The organism is Pantoea phytobeneficialis (assembly GCF_009728735.1).
GTDB lineage: Bacteria > Pseudomonadota > Gammaproteobacteria > Enterobacterales > Enterobacteriaceae > Pantoea > Pantoea phytobeneficialis.
The window spans coordinates 1-16,324 of sequence record NZ_CP024640.1 but is presented as its reverse complement, the minus strand read 5'-3'; the positions used below and the strand labels follow the sequence as shown (position 1 = coordinate 16,324).

Below are 16,324 nucleotides of genomic sequence, written 5' to 3'. Positions count from 1 at the left end.
AATGATGAACGAGTACGCGGGTTACACCATCAAGTGGGTGACGCTGCCGTGGGAACGGGAGCAGGCTTATGCGTTGCGCCAGCGGGTATTTTGCCAGGAGCAGGGGCTGTTCGCCGGACATGATCTTGATGATATCGATCGCCATGCCCGTCTGCTGGTGGCGCTGGGCAGTGTTGGCGGGTGGCACGATGCAGTGGTCGGTACGGTGCGTATTCATGAGACAGCTCCCGGCATCTGGCAGGGATCGCGTCTGGCGGTGGATAGCGACTACCGTCGCCAGGGACAGCTTGGCCCGACGTTGATCCGCCTGGCGGTGTGCAGCGCACATGCGCTGGGCTGTCGGGAATTTTATGCGCAGGTACAGCATCAAAACGAACCGCTGTTTCGCCGTATGCACTGGCACACGCTGGACTGGCTGGAATTGCGCGGCGTGCGACATGCACGCATGCAGGCCGACCTCAACTTCTACCCGCCCTGTCACGATCCCCTCAGCGGCATGGTCATTAGCGCGGCGACACGCAGGCGGGTTGTGGAGATGCCAACCTTTTTAACGGGGGCGACGGTATGAACCTGAGTTTACCGGCGCTGATTGAGCGCCTGCATACCTTCAGCGGCATCGCACACAAGCGAGATATCCAGCAGGTGGCAAAACAACTGCGGGAAGCCTGGCCGAATCCCAACCCGAATGGTGACGACTGTGCGCTGATCCCTGACGGCGACGGCTACAAGTTGCTGGCGATGGAGGGCTTCATCAACCGTTTTGTGGCGGATGATCCCTGGTTCGCTGGCTGGTGCGGGGTGATGGTGAATCTGAGCGACATCGCGGCAATGGGAGGACGTCCCCTGGCGGTGGTGAACGCTTTGTGGGATGACGCGTTGCCCCATGCGGAACAGATTTTACAGGGCATGGCTGCGGCCTCACGCGCGTATCAGGTGCCGATCGTGGGTGGGCATACCAATTTGCGTAGCGATCAGCCGCAACTGGCGGTGGCCATTTTGGGCGAAACCCGCATCCCGCTCAGTAGCTTTGCGGTGCAATCGGGTCAGACGTTGATGGTAGCGATCAATCTTCAGGGACGCTGGCATCCTCCCGGTTACAACTGGGATGCCGCCACCGAGGCGTCTCCTGCGGCACTGCGCCAGGCCTGGTCATTGCTGCCCGAGCTGGCGGAAGCCGGGTTAATCCACGCCGCGAAAGACATCAGCCAGGCGGGTCTGACCGGGACTCTGGTGATGATGCTGGAAAGCTGTGGTCTGGGCGCTGAACTGGATTTGGATCAGATCCCGATACCGCCAGATGTCACGCTGGAGCAGTGGCTGTGCGCCTTTCCCAGCTTTGGTTTTTTGCTGGCGGTGGAGGAAGAACATCGCGAGGCGGTACAACAGCGCTTTGCCCGCTGTGACATCGCCTGTGCAGCGGTGGGTCGTTTCACCCCGCACAGAAAGCTCGACCTGCATTTCCGGCAGCAGCACGCCTGCTACTGGGATCTTACACAACAATCCCTCACCGGGATGACCTGTTAACAGAGGAAGACATCATGCCTGCTATGCACTTTGTCGTTTGCTGGCCTGACGGCAGCAAAGATACCTGCTACTCCCCCTCCACCGCGATTGAGAAGCACCTGGAGGTTAACCATCCTTATGCTCTGGAAGAATTCGTGACTATCACCACCCGCGCCCTCGACGAGGCCAGTGAGCGGGTGAAAGCGAAATTCGGCTATTTCTGTTCTAGCGCCCAGGATCAGTCAGCGGTGATCGTGCAAAAAGCCCGGCAGTTCGGGGTCGAGCAGCAGGTCATTGTCGAAAAGATCACTCCCGTCCCGGCCTGATAACCAGCGAGAAAACCATGAACAACAACCATTATCCTGTCGTCATTATTGGCGGCGGGCAGGCCGGTCTCGCCATGAGCTGGAACCTGGCACAAAAAAATATCCGTCATCTGGTGCTGGAACGTCACCGTCTGGCCTGGGCGTGGCGAGAGCAGCGTTGGGACAACTTTTGTCTGGTGACGCCGAACTGGCAATGCAAACTGCCCGGTTTTCCCTATGACGGTGACGATCCGCACGGCTTTATGCTGCGCGATGAGATCGTCGATTATGTCGAACGTTATGCGCGGAGCTTTGACGCGCCGCTGCGTGAAGGGGTCAATGTACTGCGGGTAGTGAGAACCGATGGCGGCTTCCTGCTGCATACTTCGGCAGGTGAATTTAGCGCGGATCAGGTGGTGGTTGCCGTCGGTAACTACCATCGTCCACGCTTCCCGGCGATTGCCGCAGAGCTGCCCGCACATATCATGCAGGTGCATTCCGCCAACTATAAATCGGCGCAGCAACTGCCGGCAGGCGAGGTGCTGGTGGTCGGTTCAGCGCAATCTGGTGCGCAAATCGCTGAAGATCTGCATCTGGCTGGTCGCCGCGTCCATTTGTGTGTGGGAAGTGCACCGCGTGTGGCGCGTTTCTATCGCGGGCGTGACGTGGTGGACTGGCTGGATGATATGGGCCATTACCGGTTGACGGTGGATGATCATCCACTCGGCGAAGATGCGCGACGCAAGACCAACCACTATGTCACCGGACGTGATGGTGGACGTGATATCGACCTGCGCGCCTTTGCGTTACAAGGCATGCAGCTTTATGGCCGTCTGCTGGGTTATGGCGATGGCGTGTTACTGACCGCTGATGACCTGCAACAGAATCTTGACGGCGCGGATGCGACCTCGCAAAAAATCAAAGACAGCATTGATGTCTGGATTGCAGAACAGGGTATCGATGCACCGGAAGAGGCACGCTATCAACCGCTGTGGCAACCGGAGAATCCCGCCACCTGCATTGATCTGACCGCTATCTCAGCCATTATCTGGGCGGTCGGTTTTCACACCGATTTCAGTTGGATCGAGGCGCCTGCATTTAATGATAACGGCTATCCCCTGCATAGCCGGGGTGTTTCGGTACAGCCGGGCCTCTATTTCCTTGGCTTGCCCTGGTTGTGGACATGGGGTTCCGGCCGTTTTGAGGGGGTAGGGGAAGATGCGGCCTGGCTGGCAGAGGCCATTGCCGCACACCCGCTGCAAGCCACGCATGCGGAGGGTGTTTATGTCCACGATCACCGTTAATGACGCGGCTTTCTGGCAACAGGAGGCGCAGCGTCTCGACTGGCAGCAGGATTTCACCTCCGTGGTAGAAGAGATCGACGGTGGGCCACGTTGCCGCTGGTTTCCTGGCGGGCGTACCAATCTGAGTTATAACGCGCTGGACCGTCATCTGGCGGAAAAAGGCGATCGCTGTGCGATTATCCAGCGTGACTACCGGGGAGCGACGCAGCGACTCAGCTACCATGAGTTATGGCAACAGGTGAATGCGTTAAGCCACCTGATGATCAGCTGGGGGATCCGTCAGGGTGACCGGGTAATGATTGTGCTGCCGATGACGCCGTTGGCTGCCGTTGCCATGCTGGCCTGTGCCCGATTAGGGGCAGTGCATGTGGTGGTCTATTCGGGCGTGACCAGCGATGCGCTGGCGCAACGTGTCGTTGCTTGTCAGCCTGCGCTGCTGCTGCATTGCAGCGAACACCGTGGCCGTCAGGAATTACCGTCGATCCCGACAGCCAGCGCCACCTTACGGGCGGTGGATTGCTATTCCCCGGACTTTACCCAGGCACTGGCACAGCATATCGGTTGTGTCGTGCCCTGCGTCTGGCTGGAGTCTTCTCAGCCCTCACATCTGTTGTTTACCTCCGGCACCACCGGGGCACCAAAGGGGATTGTGCGGGATACCGGCGGCTATGCGGTGGCTTTGCTGGCCAGCCTCCGACATCTGTTTCATGTTCAGGATGATGAGATCTTCTTTACCACTGCGGATGTGGGTTGGGTCACGGGCCACAGCTACGGTATTTACGCGCCGTTGTTGGCGGGGATCACCACGGTGATGTACGAGGCCAGTACGGTCAATACCCCTGGAGAAAGTTGGTGGCAGATGGTGGCGGAGCTGGGGATCACCCGTATGCTGACCATCGCCGGGGCGATTCGTCTGGCACGGCAGCAGGGAAAACCCCATGCCAGTCTGGCATCGCTGCGTTCTCTCTATCTTGCGGGGGAACCGCTGGATCCTGCGACCCACAGCTGGGTCACCCGCGGGATGGGCGTTACCTGTGAAAATCACTACTGGCAGACTGAATCTGGCTGGCCGTTGCTGGCAGGCACCGGCAGCGGTTTAGCGCCGGTATTTACGCGCGCGGTGGACATTGTTGATGCCACCAGCGGTGAGTCCTGCACGCCGGGGCAGGCGGGTATGCTGGTGATTAAGGACACCCTTGGGCCAGGGGGAATGTCGACCCTATGGCAGGACGACACACAACATGATCAACGTTACTGGCTGCGGCGTGATGGGCGGTGGTTTTACGCCACGCATGATTGTGCGGTACGGCAAAACGACAGCATCGTCATTCAGGGACGGATGGATGATGTGATCAATATCGGCGGTAAACGTCTGGCGACAGCCGAGGTGGAAAATGCTCTGGCTGGTATCGCGGGTATTATTGAAGTCGTCGCCACCCGTACGCCGCACCATTTACTGGGCGAAATGGTGGCTTTGTTTGTTGTCACCGAGGGGTTAACCGTGCAGCAGGAAGGGATGTTGAAACAGCAGATACGTGAACGGTTGGTCAGTCGTTGTGGCCGGTTTGCCTTGCCAAGAAAAATCCATTTCCGCCGTTCATTGCCGAAAACGTTTTCGGGAAAGTTTCTACGCCGGATGCTTACGGCATAGCCAGCGCGGGTGATGCGATATCGCACGCTGAATATCGCATCATACCTGCCGGTAAACACCGTTTTTATGCCAGATTCATGGGTTTAGGTTGATAACGTTGTGCCCAGCTATCCAACACGTCGGTGTCGCCATCAAGGGTACCGAACACAATCACCGTGGCTTTACGACCGTGTGATTCAATGACATTCAACAGCTCCGCGTTGGGAAACGTCACCAGATAAACAGCGTCCAGTAGGATATGTTCTTTCCTGAGCGTCTGACTTGAGAACAAACCAATCTTAACGCCTGATGAGATCAGTTGTTTTTTATTACGCATCGCGCGGTAAATTTGCCCGTCAAACACCTGACTGAGAAAATCTTCACAGATTGGGGAAGATTTGTTTGGCACGCAAATCCTGACATTACGTCCGGACTGGCTGGCATGGTTGATGGCAAATTCAACAACATTGTTGTACTGCGACACCAATTCATTCTGAGGTTTAACAAGGATAAATCTTTCTTTCAACGGCATGATTTTATGTAAAGTTCCTGAGCAAAAAAACGAAGCCCCGACGTTAATCGGCGAGGTTTTAGTTAGCGCATCATCTCATCAGGAAGATAACGACACAGATAATGGTGCGAACTGCCTTCAGGGCGACCAGCATATTTTCCTTTCTGCTGCTGTTCTGAGTTTGGGACGTCGCCTTGTGCAGTCAGTTGGAGGAATCCATTACTTTTGATAATAGCCTGGGCTATGATTTAGCGCCATTCAGTGCGGTAGGTTCTTATGCCGTTGTCACAGGATTGTCGCTAATGGTTCAACCGTCGGTGTTGTGTCAAAAAGATTGAGCAACAATCATTCTCATCATTCCATTCTTTTTTCCCCACTTAACGCAAATCTCCTCGTCGGGTTTATTTATTTCCGAAGTATGCTTTTGTTCGCAAAACGGTCATCCACACATAAACGGTCATAGTCGGTCATGATAGTTTCATATTAAAACTATTTCTCCGCGTTGTGATTTATTGTGTTTTTTTCTTAAAACCGTCGTTATTTGTGATAAAGGTCGCGTTGCTAAATGAATATAACGCCTCGTTTCATTTTTTCTTCAATAAAAGTCACTTTTTTGGTGGCGGTAAAAGCGCTGCCTGACACTTTTGCCTGGTGCACATTTTGCACCGGTCGAATCCACTAACTTAATGGCATCGGAGGTCACCATGTTACCGATTGAACGTCACCGTCAGATCATGGAGGAATTAAATTTACATGGTCGGGTATTGGTGGTTGAGCTGGTTAAACTTTGTCGGGTTTCTCAGGAAACCATTCGCAGGGATTTATCTCAGTTAGAAAAAAAAGGATTATTACAACGCAGTCACGGCGGTGCGGTGATGGCGCAGAAACACCAGGGGAATCTGGCAGGAAAAAATAATAAACCGAACGAGTATGAATCTACATTTCGCCTGCGCATGAATGAGAATACTCAGGCGAAAACATTAATTGCTAAAAGAGCGCTCGATTTTATCACGCCGGGCGACTGTATATTGCTGGATAGCAGTACCACCTGTTGGTTTTTGGCCCGACAATTGCCAGACATCGAACTGACGGTGCTGACTAACTCGCTACGTATCGTGCAGACACTGGCCGCCAAAGGCCATATCCGCACCATCTGCCTGGGAGGAGAGTATTCCGATCACAATGAAGATTTTAATGGCATCGTTGCCGAGCAGCCGCTGAAAGATTATTTAATCAACAAAATATTTTTCTCCTGTAGCAGCCTGGGCAATGACGGATATTTACGTGCGGCGAACGAAAATAACGCACATCTAAAACAACAAATGCTGATGGCATCAGAAAGAAAATATCTGCTTATTGATGCGGGGAAATTCCTTCGGCCATCTTTTGCCAGAATCTGCCATTACCGTGAAGTGGATTTTTTAATTACCGACAGTATGAAAGATAAAGAATTACAACAGGAACTGGCCTGGAACGGCGTCAATATTATCGATTGTTCACAACGCCAGAATACCATGCAATTAATGAACTCTCAGGATATTTAACCCTATGAAAAAAACATTTATCGCCTGTTCCCTGCTGGCGCTGTTTGCTGCCACCACCGCCCATGCTGCTGACAAGCTGCGCATGGGGATCGTGGTCAAAGTGGGCGGCATTCCGTGGTTTAACGCGATGGAAGCGGGCATCAAGAGCGAAGCGGCCAAGGAGGGGATCGATGCCTGGATGGTTGGACCTACCTCGGCTGACCCGGCGTTACAGGTCAGGGCGATTGAAGATTTGATTGCGCAGAAAGTTGACATCATCGGCGTGGTACCGAATGACCCGAAAGTGCTGGAGCCGGTACTGAAACGCGCCCGTGATGCTGGTATCCGCGTGCTGGTGCATGAATCGCCGGATCAGAAGTACGCCAACTGGGACTTTGAGTTGGTCGATGCCAAAACCCACGGCGAAAACCATATGAAGGCGCTGGCCGAATGCATGCACGGCGAGGGCAAATATGTCGCCTACATGGGCGGCCTGACGGTGCCGCTGCACAACGCCTGGGTGGATTCCGCCGTGGCGTATCAAAAAGCCCATTTCCCGAAAATGCAGATGGTTGGCGACAAGTTTGGCGTTGGCGAATCACTGGATGACTCCATCCGTACCACCAACGAAGTGATGTCTAAATACCCGGATCTGAAAGGTATCATCGCCTTTGGTTCACAAGGGCCAATCGGTGCCGGTCGCGCGGTGATGGCGCGTAACAAAATTGACCAGGTCTGCGTGATCGGGGCCTTTAGCCCAGGGCAGGGTCAGATGCTGGTTAACCGTGGTGCCATTAAAGGTGGCTACATCTGGAACCCGATGACGGCAGGTGAAGTCTTCGTGCGTCTTGCGGGCATGATGCAGAAAAACCAACCGATTACCGACGGCATGACCATCGAAGGTCTGGGCAAGGTGAAGGTCGATGAGCAGACCCACACCATCCTCGGCAACAACACCGAAAGTCTGGACAAAACCAACCTGCCAAAACTGGTCAAACTGGGGCTGTAATATGCAACTGATCGAACCACAGACGCTGATTGCCCTCGAGAGCCTGTCGAAAACCTTTGGCGGCAACCGGGCATTAAGTGATATCTCACTGTCGTTAATGGCTGGGGAAGTGCATTGCCTTGCTGGTACTAACGGCTGTGGTAAGAGCACCCTGATTAAAGTGATCTCCGGGGTGCATGCCCCGGATGCAGGTAGCAAAATCATCCTCGGTGACCGTGGCGAACGCTTTCCGCGCCTGACGCCAAAACAGGCGCGCGATTTTGGTGTGCAGGTGATTTATCAGGATCTGTCGCTGTTTCCCAATCTCAGCGTCGCCGAGAACATCGCGTTTGAGCACAACCTCGGTAACCTGCTTGGCTGGTACAGCAAGAAAAAACTGCGTGCCAGCGCTGAGAAAATCATCACCGAACTGAAGTTTGACCTGAATCTCGATGCCAAAGTGGCTGAACTGTCGATTGCACAACGTCAGCAGGTGGCGATTTGTCGTGCGCTGGTGGCGGACGCCCGTCTGGTGATCATGGATGAGCCAACCGCGTCGCTGACCCGCACCGAGGTGAATCAGCTGCTGCGTACCGTGCGTTACCTGAAAGAGAAAAATATCTGCGTGGTGTTTGTCAGCCACCGTCTGGATGAAGTGCTGGAGATCTCCGATCGTGTCACCGTGATCCGTGATGGCCGCAAAATGGGTACCTGGCCTGCCAGCGAAATGGACGGCCATCGCCTGACTGAATTGATGACCGGGCTGACACTCGATTATCACCTGAAAACCCCAACCCTGAATCCACATCGCAAGCTGCTGGAGGTGGAAAACCTCAGTCGCAAAGACCAATACCATGATGTCAGTTTTTCGCTGCATGAAGGCGAAGTGCTGGGGCTGTGTGGCCTGCTGGGTTCCGGGCGAACCGAACTGGCGTTGTCGCTGTTTGGCATGACCAAACCGGACAGCGGTAAAATCTGGCTCGACAGCAAGCCGGTGCGTTTTCGCAACCATGAAGATGCTATCAAATCTGGCATTGGCTACGTCTCAGAAGACCGTCTGACGCTCGGCCTGGTTCAGCAACAGTCGGTCGCCGATAACATGGTGCTGTCGATTCTCGACCAACTGCGCAACCGCTTCCACATCATCGATGAATACCGCAAAAACAAACTGATCCACGACTGGATTCAGCAGTTGGGCGTTCGCGTGGCCGACCCGGAACACGCCATCTCCACGCTCTCGGGGGGGAACCAGCAAAAAATCGTGCTGGCGAAATGGGTGCTGACCCAACCCAAAATCCTGATCCTCGATTCGCCGACCGTCGGCGTCGATGTCGGCGCCAAGGCGAGCATTTACACCCTGATCCATCAACTGGCGAAAGAGGGGCTGGCGATCATCCTGATTTCCGATGAAGTACCGGAGGTTTATTACAACTGCGACCGCATTCTGCATTTCCGTGACGGCACCGTGCATGCCGAGTACCAGCCGCAACAGGTGGCGCAGCAGCAACTGGCGGAGGTGATCAATGCCTGATTTATCGTTCTTCAAACCCCAGTCGACTCAGGGCTGGCTGGCCTGGGTGCTGGTGTTCTTCTTCGTAGCGTTCTCCCTTGCCAGCGATCAGTTCCTGACGTTGCAGAACCTGCTCGACCTGACGGAAACCTATGCTGTCACCGGCATCTTCGCCCTCGGCCTGTTTGTGGTGCTGGTCACTGGCGGGATCGACATCTCCTTTGCGGCGGTGGCTTCGGTGGTGCAGTACGTCATCGCCTCGTTATTTGTGCAGTTCGGTTTCGACAATGCCCCGCTCAGCATCCTGCTGGCGATTGCCTGCGGCACGTTGTTTGGGGTGATCAATGCGGTGCTGATCTACTGGCTGCGCATTGTCTCGATCATCATCACCATCAGCATGCAGTCGCTGCTGTTTGGCATGTTGATGTGGATTACCGAGGGACGCAGCCTCTACAACCTGCCGGAGTGGTGGGTGACGCTGCACAACATTCTACCGTTTAGCGTCCACGGCCAGACCTACCAGATTGGTTTGCCGCTGACCATCATGCTGGTGATTGCCGCCATCACCTGGCTGCTGCTGAACAAAACCCATCTGGGCCGTCAGTTATACGCCACTGGTGGCGATCAGGAGTCGGCTCGCCGTATCGGCATTCGCGTCGGACTGATCCATATCCTTGCCTACGGTTGGCTGGGCGCGCTGGCGGCGGTGGGTGGCCTGGTACAGGTCTACCGTGTCGGTGAAGTGGTGCCCAATGCGTTGGTTGGCGGCGAGCTGGATGTACTGGCGGCCACGGTGCTGGGTGGTGCCAGCCTGATGGGTGGCAAAGGCACCGTCACCGGGACACTGATGGGGGTCTTCCTGATCGCCATCCTGAAAAACGGCCTCAACCTGGTCGGTGTCTCCAGCTACTTCATGAACATTGTGATCGGCGTGGTGATTATGGTTGCCATCACCGTCACCCATTACAAAAAGCGCAAAGAAACCGACGTCAGCTTCGTCTGATCGGGGAGAGTGTGATGAAACATCTGAATTTTCTGACCAGTGAAAAAGCGCATCCCGGATTGCTGTTGCTGATTGCGCTCGGTGTCGCGGTGTTCAGCATTATGCTGCCAGGCCGCTTCCTGACCGACTCGACTTTTATGAGCATGGCCTTCCAGTTGCCGGAGCTGGGCTTGCTGACGCTGGCGATGTTTATCGCCATTCTCAGCGGCGGTCTTAACCTGTGCATCATCGCCACCGCTAACCTGACGGCGCTGTTTATTGCCTGGGTGTTGCTGAACTTTATGCCTGCCGGCGCGGGCACCGGGCTGCAACTGTTGTGGCTGGTGATGGCGCTGGTGGGTGCGGCGTTGATCGCCACGCTGATTGGGGTGATCACCGGGCTGATGGTCAGCCGGGTTGGGGCACACCCGATTCTGGTGACGCTGGCTACCATGATGACGGTCAACGGCATTGGTATCTGGCTGACACGCGGTGCCGCCGTCAGTGGAATGCCGGATGTGGTGCGTGCGCTCGGTGCAGACACCTTCCTGACCATTCCGTTGCCGCTGTGGCTGTTCTTCGCCACCGCAGGACTGATGGCGCTGTTCCTTGGCAAAACCCGTGCCGGTAAATGTATCTACATGGGCGGCAGCAACATCAATGCCACCTGGTTCAGTGGCGTGAATACCCATCGTCTGCTGATTCTGGTCTACGTCATCTCCAGCCTGCTGTGTGTGCTGGCGGGTCTGGTGATGATGGCACGGTTTAACTCGGCGCGTATGGGCTATGGCGACTCTTATCTGCTGATCACCGTGTTGGCGATCATTCTCGGTGGTACGGATCCCAACGGCGGTTTTGGTCGCGTCACTGGCGTGGTGCTGTCGCTGATTGCGTTACAAATCCTCTCCACCGGATTCAACCTGTTAAACATCAGCCAGCACTTCAGCCTGGCGATGTGGGGTGCGGTACTGATTGTGGTACTGGGCCTGAAGTTCTTTAAAACCAAATTCACTCATTCCCGTGCGGTGCGTCGCAGTACTTTACTTGCACGCCAGGCCGGCCTGACTAAAAAAAAGGAAGTCTGATGCGTACCCAAATTTCTCCCTCTTTGATGTGCATGAACCTGATGGAAATTAAACAGCAGTTGGCCGTGCTCGACACCCGAGCTGATTTCCTGCACATCGACATCATGGACGGTCACTACGTCAAAAACATCACCCTGTCGCCGTTCTTTATCGAGCAGATCCGCCCGCACACCAAAGTGGCGCTCGATGTACATCTGATGGTGGAGGAACCGACTGACTTTATCGAGGTGATTGCTAAAGCAGGCGCGGATTACATCTGCCCGCATGCGGAAACCATCAACCGCGATGCGTTCCGTGTGATTAACCAGATCCGCTCACTCGGCAAGAAAGTGGGTGTGGTGCTGAACCCGGCAACGCCGGTGTCGTACATCCATCACTACATCCATCTGCTGGATAAGATCACCGTGATGACCGTTGATCCTGGTTATGCGGGCCAGCCGTTTATCACCGAGATGGTGAAGAAGATTGAGGAGCTGCGCGACCTGAAAGCACGCCACGGCTACAACTATCTGATTGAGATTGATGGCTCCTGCAATCAGCGCACCTACCGTACATTGCTGGAAGCGGGCGCAGAAGTGCTGATTGTCGGCACCTCCGGGTTGTTTAACCTCGATGACAACCTTGAAACCGCCTGGGACCAGATGATGGACAACATCGAGCAGGCAAAAGGTGCGTTACGGGAGTCAGCATGAGTCGAACCTGGCTGGGTATAGATATTGGTGGTACCAGCACCCGGTTGCTCACCCTGCGCGGAGGGGATCAGTGGGCGGGATTTCGCAAATTGCCGACCGCCAGCTGGGCACAGTCAGCCGATGCGCTGGGTGCACTGGCGGGGTTGATTAATGAGGTGCTGGCGCAGCAACCGATTGATGGCGTGATGCTCGGCCTGCCGGGCATCCTGAGCCGCGATCGTCAGCATGTGGTGTCGTTACCCTTTATCCAGGCGCTGGACGACACCCCGGTGGCGGCGCATCTCAGTGAGATGACCGGTATCTCGGTGGCGATGGATAAAGACGTTAACCATCTGATGTTATGGGATTTAATGCAACTGGAAACGCTGCCGGATAACGCCGTGGGTTTATATCTGGGCACCGGCATGGGCAACAGTTTGTGGCTGAACGGTCAGTTCTACCACGGCGAGCACGGCGGCGCGGGCGAGATTGGCCATATCCCGCTGGCAAATAACGATCTGCCCTGTCCGTGCGGGAATCACGGCTGTGCTGAAACCCTGACGTCAGGACACTGGCTGAGCCAGTGGGCGCGTCAGCACTGCGCACAAACCGATATGTCGCAACTGTTCACGCTGTACGGCGATCATCCTGATTTGCAGCAGTTTGTCAGCCGCCTGGCAAAAATCATCGCCAGCGAGATGAACATTATTGACCCGCAATATCTGATCCTCGGTGGCGGCGTGCTGGCCATGAATGATTTTCCGCTGGCGTCGCTGCGCAGCCAGATCGTACGGCATTTGCGCCCACCGGTAACCCGCAGTGGATTGCGCATGGTCATCAGCCATGCCACCGATCAGACCGGTTGCCGTGGTGCTTGTCTGGCGGCAGCACGGCAGTTTGGGAGGTAAACATGAAAGGCAAAGTGTGTGTGTTTGGCTCGTTCAACCTCGATATCGTCACCAAAATGTCGCGCTTTCCGCAGCCTGGCGAGTCGCTGGTCGCGCACAGCAGCATGATGGGGCCGGGCGGTAAAGGCTCTAATCAGGCCACGGCGGCACTGCGAGCCGGTGCCAGGGTGCACTACATCGGCAAGGTCGGTAATGACGACTTCGGTCTGTTCGCCCGTCGCCATCTCGAGAAGACCGGCTTTGACGCCATCACGTTGTTCACCTGCAAAGAAAAACCGACCGGTAACGCGATGATCTACGTAGCCGGTGATGATGCCGAAAACATGATCTCGGTTTATCCCGGTGCCAACCTGATGGTCACTGCGGCGGAGGTGAACCGTTGCCAGCCTACGGTGGCGGCCGCTGACATTTTGCTGGTGCAACTCGAAAACAACCTGAGCGCCATTCAACGCATGGTGGATAACGCCCGTCAGGCGGGAACCTATGTGATTGTGAACCCGGCCCCGTGGCAAAAGGTGAGCGATGCCTTTCTGCGTCATGTTGACCTGCTCACGCCGAACAGCACGGAAGCCGGCCAACTGACCAACACCAAAGTGACCGACCTGGCTTCAGCACAGGTGGCGGCGCAGATCCTGCACGGCAAAGGGGTGCGTCAGTTGATCATCACCCTCGGTATCCAGGGCGCGCTGCTCTCAACCGGTGAACGGATGTTGCTGGTGCCGGTCTTTCCGGCGCAACCGGTGGACAGCACTGGCGCGGGGGATTCCTTTAATGGCGCACTGGCGGCGCGGCTGGCGGCCGGAGAACCGCTGGAGCAGGCGGCGCTGTTCGCTTCGGCGTACGCCTCGGTGTGTGTCGAACGTGCCGGGGCAGCGAACTCAATGCCGCGTTATGACGACGCCGTTAAACGGATGCAGCAATACCCGGAACTGGCGATCAGCGAGATCGGTGTTTCAGTTGCTGCCACGTCTTAGAACCGTATGTGGGTTATTGTGGGGAGGAGAGATAAGAAGAGCCACTGGCATGCAGTGGCTTTTGCCAAGACTAAGGCAATTTAAAGACATCTTCCGGTAGAGCCTTTGTGGCTAGCTGAGCCTGTTTACATAGCGCGTCCCAGTCATCAGGCGGCTCACCCGCGTTTAGCATACCTTCAAAAACTTTATAAGCATCAGTTTTCGATTCGTAGGCACGAAGGGTATTAAAATCATTCACCCAGCCAATGATGATCATCTTATGTTGCTCGCTGAAGCGAAAGAACAGTCGAAATTGCTGCATAAATTTTGCGCGAAACCAGTGTTTATGAGCCGGCCCAAGGGTGTCCCCTTGGCGAAATTGCGCGTCGCGAGGATCAGCAGCAATGACCTGAGTAATCACACGTTCAATTGCTGCAAGTAACTTAGTTTCTTTCTTTTTCTTGTACTCGTCCGGTTTCGACGTTTTTAATTTTTGAACTTCTTTCGCCAGGTCTGTCAACTGCGAGAGAAAACACGCATGAAAGTAGATCTTCCATCCATTAATTTCTAAACATTCCATGTAGCCTCCAGCTTAGTCATCCGTAAGCGGAGCGTCTAAATCGACTTCTACTCCAGCGGTCAATTCTTGAATCCCTGTCCAAAATGCCGCTGGCACTGGCTGGATATGATGCGGGTTCTTCTTCATGTCGTTTTCGAGAAACGCGAGAAACTGAGATACCACTGGGTCAGCTTCTTCTTCTTCCTGGCGGGACATAATGACTTTGCCGCCCGGTAGCAGGGAATACGCAATAAATTCCCCCGGCTTCAGGTGCAATGCATCGCGAATTGCTGCGGGGATGGTGGTCTGACTGCGTTCCGTGAGACGGGACTCTGCGCGCAGAGAGACGTCTGCAATATTTAAATTGATCATCATTTTCCTGGCTCCTTCTCACTCAATATCAGGCCACGAGCTATTCGCAGAAACGTTGACTGTTTCCATGCATAGTAATGCACTTGCATTGTGCAATGCAAGTGCATTGTAATAGGTGGTGTGATTAATCCATTTTATCGTGGTCAACTTATCAAAAAAATTGAGACATTACGGCTTACCCGGCTGCCATGTCCCCACATCCTGCGCATCAATTCGTTTTGGCAGCAGTTTCGCAGCATAAAACGCATCGGCAATCTTCTGCTGTTCGCTCAGGTCGCTGCTTTTCACCGGTTCAATCTGGTAGCTGCGCTGAGCATTGGCCTGCTCCACGGTCGCGACGGGAAGATTCCCCCATAACGGTGACAGGATTTTTGCCGCTGCCGCAGGGTGGGCTTTCAGCCATGCCGCTTCCTGATGCAGGGCGTTAAATACCGTGTTCAGTACCTGAGAATGCGCTTTAGCGTAAGGCGTCGAAACCAGATAGTAGCGTTGATAGCTCGCCAGACCTTTGCCGCTTACCAACACGCGCGCGTGCTGCTCTACCTTCGCGCTGGTGACGTAAGGTTCCCAGCTTACCCAGGCATCAACGCTGCCATTTTCCAGTGCCGCGCGCCCGTCAGCCGGTGTCAGCCAGGCGGTGTTAACATCGCTGAATGACAGCCCGGCCTTTTGTAAGGCGGCGATCAACAGGTAATGGCTGCCTGCCGCTTTAGTCACTGCGATCTTTTTGCCTTTCAGATCCTGCAACGTTTTAATCGGCGAGTTGGCGGGAACCAGAATGGCCTGCGCCGTGGGTGACGGCGTTTCTCGCGCGTAATAGGTAAGATCGGCTCCTGCGGCCTGAGCGAACACCGGCACAGTATCGGCTACGTCGGCAGAGAGATCGACGTTATTCAGATTCAGTGCTTCAAGCAGCGGCAGACCGCTGGAAAACTCGTGCCAGCTGACTTTTATCCCCTGATCGGCCAGCGTCTTGTCCAAATCACCCCGCTGTTTGATCAGCGTCAGCAGGGTTGACGATTTTTGATAGCCGATACGTAAGGTTTCTTCTGCCTGGGTGGTCAAAGAGAAAAGGGCAGTGAGCAGCAATGCTCCTGCCAGCAATAGACGTCGCGTGTGCATGGCCGTTCCTTTTGATGTTTAACATTAAAAGGAGGGTAAGATGGGGACGGCAGTGTTCCAACTGCCGTGTTTGCATAAGATTTGCCGGATTTTGACTTAGTAGCTACCGTCTTGAACGTCAAGCGGTAGCTGCGTAATTTTCATCCCACTTCATCCGCGTTTTCAGCACCCCGAAGCACTGATGAACCAGCTTGCGCATCACCGCTCCAAGCGCGGCCTTGCTGGCTTTGCCCTTCGCGATTAGCCTCTGGTACAGCGCCTTCGCCGGGGCATTCCACCTGATCGCTACGATCGCCGCCATATACAGTTTCGCCCTTACGTCTGCCGGGCCTGTTTTTGACATCCGCGCACGCCCCCTGACTGAGCTCCCGGACGTTTTTTCCACCGGTACCACACCC

General features: G+C 55.1%; 18 protein-coding genes. 13 read left to right on the top strand and 5 right to left on the bottom strand.

Annotation, left to right across the window (positions count from 1 at the left end):
- Positions 1 to 4 precede the first annotated feature (4 nt).
- From CTZ24_RS25460 to CTZ24_RS25440, 5 genes are read left to right on the top strand one after another with little or no spacing between them, the layout of a single operon-like run.
- Entirely contained in the window at positions 5 to 568 is a 564-nt protein-coding gene (locus CTZ24_RS25460) for an MSMEG_0567/Sll0786 family nitrogen starvation N-acetyltransferase (protein WP_208727351.1), read from the top strand.
- Positions 565 to 1,524 carry a sll0787 family AIR synthase-like protein gene (locus CTZ24_RS25455; RefSeq protein ID WP_208727271.1) on the top strand — a complete coding sequence of 320 codons (960 nt, stop codon included), beginning with the start codon at positions 565 to 567 and terminating at the stop codon, positions 1,522 to 1,524. Before CTZ24_RS25460 ends, CTZ24_RS25455 begins: the two co-directional genes overlap by 4 nt.
- A gap of 14 nt (positions 1,525 to 1,538) precedes the next feature.
- Entirely contained in the window at positions 1,539 to 1,829 is a 291-nt protein-coding gene (locus CTZ24_RS25450) for an MSMEG_0570 family nitrogen starvation response protein (RefSeq protein WP_208727270.1), read from the top strand.
- 17 nt (positions 1,830 to 1,846) lie between these two features.
- Positions 1,847 to 3,112: an MSMEG_0569 family flavin-dependent oxidoreductase gene (locus tag CTZ24_RS25445; protein ID WP_208727269.1), complete on the top strand. Its 1,266-nt coding sequence runs from the start codon at positions 1,847 to 1,849 to the stop codon at positions 3,110 to 3,112.
- The gene (locus CTZ24_RS25440) at positions 3,093 to 4,763 is read left to right on the top strand and encodes an AMP-binding protein (RefSeq protein ID WP_208727268.1); all 1,671 of its coding nucleotides are present in this window, start codon (positions 3,093 to 3,095) and stop codon (positions 4,761 to 4,763) included. Before CTZ24_RS25445 ends, CTZ24_RS25440 begins: the two co-directional genes overlap by 20 nt.
- Before the next feature lie 64 nt (positions 4,764 to 4,827).
- Here the strand turns inward: CTZ24_RS25440 and CTZ24_RS25435 are convergent, their stop codons facing one another.
- Entirely contained in the window at positions 4,828 to 5,226 is a 399-nt protein-coding gene (locus tag CTZ24_RS25435; protein WP_244634116.1) for a hypothetical protein, read from the bottom strand.
- Between the two features lie 731 nt (positions 5,227 to 5,957).
- Between CTZ24_RS25435 and CTZ24_RS25430 the strand changes: the two genes are divergently transcribed.
- Genes CTZ24_RS25430 through CTZ24_RS25395 form a run of 8 tightly spaced genes read left to right on the top strand, consistent with a single transcriptional unit; the run spans position 5,958 to position 13,894 of the window.
- Entirely contained in the window at positions 5,958 to 6,797 is an 840-nt protein-coding gene (locus tag CTZ24_RS25430) for a DeoR/GlpR family DNA-binding transcription regulator (protein ID WP_021186286.1), read from the top strand.
- Positions 6,798 to 6,801: 4 nt separating this feature from the next.
- Positions 6,802 to 7,785 (top strand): substrate-binding domain-containing protein, encoded by a 984-nt coding sequence (locus CTZ24_RS25425; protein ID WP_208727266.1) that lies wholly within the window; start codon positions 6,802 to 6,804, stop codon positions 7,783 to 7,785.
- 1 nt (position 7,786) lies between these two features.
- Positions 7,787 to 9,295 (top strand): sugar ABC transporter ATP-binding protein, encoded by a 1,509-nt coding sequence (locus tag CTZ24_RS25420; RefSeq protein ID WP_021186284.1) that lies wholly within the window; start codon positions 7,787 to 7,789, stop codon positions 9,293 to 9,295.
- Positions 9,288 to 10,277, top strand: a complete 990-nt coding sequence (locus CTZ24_RS25415; protein ID WP_208727265.1) for an ABC transporter permease — start codon at positions 9,288 to 9,290, stop codon at positions 10,275 to 10,277. The genes CTZ24_RS25420 and CTZ24_RS25415 overlap by 8 nt, the downstream gene beginning before the upstream one ends.
- A 14-nt stretch (positions 10,278 to 10,291) precedes the next feature.
- Positions 10,292 to 11,341, top strand: coding sequence for an ABC transporter permease (locus CTZ24_RS25410; RefSeq protein ID WP_208727264.1), 1,050 nt, complete (start codon positions 10,292 to 10,294; stop codon positions 11,339 to 11,341).
- On the top strand, positions 11,341 to 12,033 hold the full coding sequence (gene alsE, locus CTZ24_RS25405; RefSeq protein ID WP_021186281.1) for a D-allulose 6-phosphate 3-epimerase: 693 nt from the start codon (positions 11,341 to 11,343) through the stop codon (positions 12,031 to 12,033). The genes CTZ24_RS25410 and alsE overlap by 1 nt, the downstream gene beginning before the upstream one ends.
- Positions 12,030 to 12,920, top strand: a complete 891-nt coding sequence (gene alsK, locus CTZ24_RS25400; RefSeq protein ID WP_208727263.1) for an allose kinase — start codon at positions 12,030 to 12,032, stop codon at positions 12,918 to 12,920. The genes alsE and alsK overlap by 4 nt, the downstream gene beginning before the upstream one ends.
- A gap of 2 nt (positions 12,921 to 12,922) precedes the next feature.
- Positions 12,923 to 13,894 (top strand): ribokinase, encoded by a 972-nt coding sequence (locus CTZ24_RS25395; protein WP_208727262.1) that lies wholly within the window; start codon positions 12,923 to 12,925, stop codon positions 13,892 to 13,894.
- Between the two features lie 70 nt (positions 13,895 to 13,964).
- Here the strand turns inward: CTZ24_RS25395 and CTZ24_RS25390 are convergent, their stop codons facing one another.
- The 4 genes from CTZ24_RS25390 to CTZ24_RS25375 all read right to left on the bottom strand — a co-directional run.
- A complete protein-coding gene (locus tag CTZ24_RS25390; RefSeq protein ID WP_208727261.1) occupies positions 13,965 to 14,453 on the bottom strand; it encodes a type II toxin-antitoxin system YhaV family toxin in 489 nt (162 codons plus the stop codon).
- Positions 14,454 to 14,465: 12 nt separating this feature from the next.
- Positions 14,466 to 14,804 carry a type II toxin-antitoxin system PrlF family antitoxin gene (locus tag CTZ24_RS25385; RefSeq protein WP_208727350.1) on the bottom strand — a complete coding sequence of 113 codons (339 nt, stop codon included), beginning with the start codon at positions 14,802 to 14,804 and terminating at the stop codon, positions 14,466 to 14,468.
- A 168-nt stretch (positions 14,805 to 14,972) separates the two neighbouring features.
- Entirely contained in the window at positions 14,973 to 15,926 is a 954-nt protein-coding gene (locus CTZ24_RS25380; RefSeq protein ID WP_208727260.1) for an aliphatic sulfonate ABC transporter substrate-binding protein, read from the bottom strand.
- A gap of 118 nt (positions 15,927 to 16,044) precedes the next feature.
- A partial coding sequence (locus tag CTZ24_RS25375) for a transposase (RefSeq protein ID WP_208727259.1) occupies positions 16,045 to 16,324 on the bottom strand: 280 nt, incomplete at its 5' end.